Origin of the sequence: Dietzia sp. CQ4 (genome assembly GCF_014145125.1) — a bacterium.
GTDB classification, from domain to species: Bacteria; Actinomycetota; Actinomycetes; order Mycobacteriales; family Mycobacteriaceae; genus Dietzia; species Dietzia natronolimnaea.
Genome location: NZ_JAALDZ010000131.1, coordinates 1 through 4,025, shown reverse-complemented (window position 1 = coordinate 4,025; position 4,025 = coordinate 1). Strand labels below are relative to the sequence as shown.

At 72.3% G+C, this 4,025-nt stretch carries 3 protein-coding genes and 2 pseudogenes; 3 read left to right on the top strand and 2 right to left on the bottom strand.

Annotated elements, in window-relative coordinates:
- Positions 1-195 (top strand): annotated as a pseudogene (locus G6031_RS08350) (gluconate kinase); the annotation flags it as partial.
- A gap of 12 nt (positions 196-207) precedes the next feature.
- On the opposite strand, the gene G6031_RS08345 reads toward G6031_RS08350, so the two are convergent.
- The gene (locus G6031_RS08345; RefSeq protein ID WP_182609892.1) at positions 208-1,389 is read right to left on the bottom strand and encodes a DUF4185 domain-containing protein; all 1,182 of its coding nucleotides are present in this window, start codon (positions 1,387-1,389) and stop codon (positions 208-210) included.
- A 109-nt stretch (positions 1,390-1,498) separates the two neighbouring features.
- Here G6031_RS08345 and G6031_RS08340 point away from each other — a divergent pair, with 109 nt between their 5' ends.
- Positions 1,499-2,014, top strand: a complete 516-nt coding sequence (locus tag G6031_RS08340; RefSeq protein WP_259845726.1) for a hypothetical protein — start codon at positions 1,499-1,501, stop codon at positions 2,012-2,014.
- Between the two features lie 68 nt (positions 2,015-2,082).
- Here G6031_RS08340 and G6031_RS08335 read toward each other — a convergent pair whose 3' ends face one another.
- On the bottom strand, positions 2,083-3,363 hold the full coding sequence (locus G6031_RS08335; protein WP_179526101.1) for a DUF4921 family protein: 1,281 nt from the start codon (positions 3,361-3,363) through the stop codon (positions 2,083-2,085).
- Positions 3,364-3,606: 243 nt separating this feature from the next.
- Between G6031_RS08335 and G6031_RS08330 the strand changes: the two are divergent.
- Positions 3,607-4,025, top strand: a pseudogene (locus tag G6031_RS08330) (hypothetical protein); the annotation flags it as partial.

Sequence of the window (4,025 nt, the reverse complement as noted above, 5' to 3'; positions counted from 1 at the left end):
CGGCGGATCGAGGAGCGGGGGCATGCCGGTGCGGACCCGTCGGAGGCGACCGTGGAGGTGCTCGGGAGCCAGCTCGCGGATCTGGCGCCCTGGCCCGACGCGATCGAGGTGGACACCACAGAACTGGATCCCCGCTCCGCCGACGCCGTGCGGGGCTGGGCGGAGCGGAACCTCGGGCCGCTGCCCTGGGCCTGAGCGGCCGCGGACCTACGCGCCCGCGGCGGGTCGGTCCCCGGCCCGTGTCCCCGGCGGACGCGGGATGGACCCCACGAACTGCATGGAGCGGTATGGCCAGCCGGCGGGGCCCGCGGCCGAGTCGTGGGTGTTCCACTGGCTCACGACCACGTGCCACTCCTCGGGGGTGGACCCCGGGACCGGGCAGCCGCAGTAGAGCTGGGCGACGCGTGCCGGACCCGCGGCGGGATCTGAGCCGTCGGACTCGTCGCCCCAGGCACAGCCGTGCAGGAGCGTGGTGTGGGTCGTCACCGACCTGTCCAGTAGGTCGGCGCCGATGTGCGGGAAGGTGAGGCAGTCGATCCGGTAGTGCTCGGCGTCGAAGTAGGTGAGGGTCCAGAAGTCCTCGCACCGCCGCAGGTACATCTCGCCGATGCGGCCCGGAAGCACGATGGTCGTGGGGTTGCCCCAGTCCCAGGCGCCCTCGCGGTAGCCCCACGTCTGCCACCCGTTGACGCCGGGATCCGCCAGGTGCTCCTCGCGGACCCGCATGAGGATGACCCCCTTGTCCCGCTGGAACCCGGTCGACATGACGTAGACGAATCCGTCCCCGCCTGTCTCCCACGTCCACAGCTGGCGGTGGCCGCCCTCGAGCCGGGGGGAGAACGTGACACCGGTCGGCTCCCAGGTGCTCCCGTCGTCGACCGAGCGGTGGATCTCGGTCCGGGTGACCGTCCCCAGCCCCTCGTTGACCATGACGTGGAGATACATCGTGTCGCCGAGGGTCAGGACGTCGCCGGGGAGGACGGTGGAACAGCCCCGGCCGTGGACGTAGTCGATGAGTTGCCCCGCGTAGTCCGGCGGGCCGGGACCGGCCGCGCCCGTCCACACCAGGCCCCCGCCCGGGGCGGCGTCGTCCGCGAACAGGCCGACGGGGGACCGCCAGTCGGGGTTGCCCGGCCCCGGTCGCTCGTCCGTGGTGGGGGAGCACTCGGCGATCCCCGGGTGGGGGCGCCCCACGTGGGGGGCTCCCATCCCCGCTCCCGCGAAGGTGTCGCCGAACACGGCGAGCAGGCGTCCGGAGGGCGTCCTGGCGGTGATCCCCAGATCGGTCCCCTCCATACCGAACGCGGTGGTGATCCCGGGTCCCGTGAGGTCGCGGAGCTTCCGGGTGCTGGTCGGCGGGGCCGGGGTCGGCGGGCGCGAGTCCGTCATCGCTCCGACGCTACCGTCACGGACGACGGGTGGAGAGCCGATCGTGGACGCATCACAATTCGGTTAATGCACGGGCGGACCGGGATCCGGGACGCGTATGGTCGTCCGCGTGACACACCCCTTCGCCCGGGCGGGGCGCGAGATCGTCCCCGGCCACTGGTTCGGCCCCGCGGCCGTCGTGGCCGTGGGGTGCGCGCTCGCCTGGACCATCGTGGGGTTCGGTCACGGCGCGGCACCGGCGCTGCTGGTGTTGGCGGTGACCGCGGTGGTGGCTCTGTGGAACTCGCCGCTCAGGGTCACCGGTCACGAGCCCCTGCAGTCGGTGCGCAGCTCCTGCGTGGAGCACGCCGTGGTGGTGTTGTGGCGCCCCGGGTGCCCGTACTCCTCCGCGCTGCGTCGGCGCGCCGCCCGGGAGGGGCTCGAGGTGCACTGGGTCAACATCTGGCGGGACGAGGACGCCTACGAGCTCTGCCGCCGCATCAACATGGGCTCGGAGGAGACCCCCACGGCGATGCTGCTCGACCCGTCGCTCTCCGGGCCCGTCGTGATCCCCGCCTCCGTGCCGGGCATCCGTGAGGCCACCGCCGCCAGGCTCCCCCGGGGTCGGGCGAGACGCGCGATCTAGGCGGGGCGCCCCCGGTGCTCACCTGACCACCTCGTCGTCGTCGATCCCGTCCTGCCCCTCGCCCGGCCTCACCTGGAGCGCAAGGACCCCCGCACGTCCCCGCACTCCGCCCCGAGCGCCATGTCGGCGATCCGACCCGAGTCACGCAGTTCGACCAACCGCGGCGCGACCCGATCGCGCAGGGCCCACGGGTCGATCGTGTTGACGTAGATCCCGGTCGCCCCCTCGAACCCGGCGGGGTTCGAGATCCGCCACTTGAGCACGATCCGCCACGGCATCGCCGCGCCGACCCCCGGTGGCCGGGTGTGCCACTCCTCGTTGGTGGGCACCAGGGGGCCCGTGGCGGCGTGGCAGGCGTGCAGGAGGTCGGAGACCCCGCGGAGCTCGTCCGGGGAGTGCTCCCAGGGCTCGCTCGCGGCGGAGCGCGAATAGATGACGAGGGCGGGATAGCGGTGCCCCACCCCGACCACCGCCACCGCGTGCTCGTTGGCCGCCAGCACCAGCCCCTCCGAGGCCGCGTGGTCGACCCCGAGCGTGGAGTAGAGGTCCGGCTCCGAGGCGAGGGCGGCCACCTCGCGACCGGTCTTCGCCGGGACCTCGTCGATCGCCACGAGTTGCTTGTGCAGGTGCGCGAACGACGCGCCCGCGGGACGCAGCCAGTTCTGGAACACCGACACGTACCGGGCATGGGGGTTGTCGGTGTACAGGTTCCGCATGGCGCGGACGGTGAAGGCGATGAACTGCTGGTGCTCGTCCGGGTCGAGGCAACCGGAGGAGGCGTGGCGGTCGGAACTCGTGGCGCCGTCGGTGAGGTGGCGGCGGGCCACCACGACGTCGTGGCAGCCACCGAAGAAGCTCTCGGAGTGGGCGGCCAGCTCCGCGGTCGTCATGGCCTCGGCGTCCGCCGGATCCCCCTGCGCGGCGGCGATCCTGGTGCGGACCAGAGCGCGGACGTGCTCGGCGCCCTCGTCGGTCCCGAGATAGGCGGTCTGGTGCGCGGCGGCCCGGGCCGGGATCCGGTATCCGTGGACCGCTCTCCAGTAGTCCAGCGACACGATCTCGAAGAGGTTGCCGAAGAGCCGGAACTCAGGGGTCGTGAGGTCGAGCTCGTGCGCGGCCACCCGGTCGAGCGTCGTCCACGTGTCGCCGTCGCGCACCAGCCGTGACTTCTCCGGAGTGGTCTCGCGCAGCCGGGTCACGCAGAACGCGCAGTACGCCTCGGCCGCGTGGGGGTCCACCGGGAGGACCTCGCCTGGCGGATGGTCGACGGGGCGGTGGCCGCGGCCGGGAACCGTCCAGACCTCGGTGCCGGTGAAGGGGTTGATCTGCTTGACGGTCCCGTCCGCCATCCGGCGGAGCGGCCGGCTCCGGAGCGGCCTGTTCAGGGCCGACGGGGAGTCTGGAGCGGTGGTCACCCGGCGAGCCTAGGTGGTCGGGGGGAACGCCCGACGACGACGAGAGGAGATTTCCGCCGCACCGGTGGAACTGTGACGGAAGTAACACTATCCTGAGATTTCACGATGTGCATATCAGGCAGGGGGATCGGTGCTAGCGATCCCGTGTGGAGACACCGACCAGATTGAGGACCGAAGATGACATCGAAACGAGCACTACACATCCGTGCGGCGGCCGTTGCCGGCGCGGCTCTACTCACCGCGGCCGGTGCCCCGGCGGTCGCCAACGCCCAGGACGGGTCGCTCGAGGCCGGACTCGGGCTGAACCTCGAGCTACTGCTCGGATCGGCGGGATCCGGGGAGGGCGGGTCCCTCGAGCCTGGTTCCCTCGATCCAGGCTCCCTGGGGCAGGGCTCGGTGGAGGGTTCCCTCGAGCCCGGGTCGCTTGAGCCCGGCTCACTCGATCCCGGTTCGCTCAATCCCGGTTCCCTCAATCCCGGGTCGCTCGCGCCGTTGTCGGCGGGCTCAGAGGCCGGGTCCGACGACGGTTCGCTCGAGGGGTCGATCGAGCCCGGTTCGCTGGACGGCTCCCTGGAGGGGTCGCTCGAGCCCGGGTC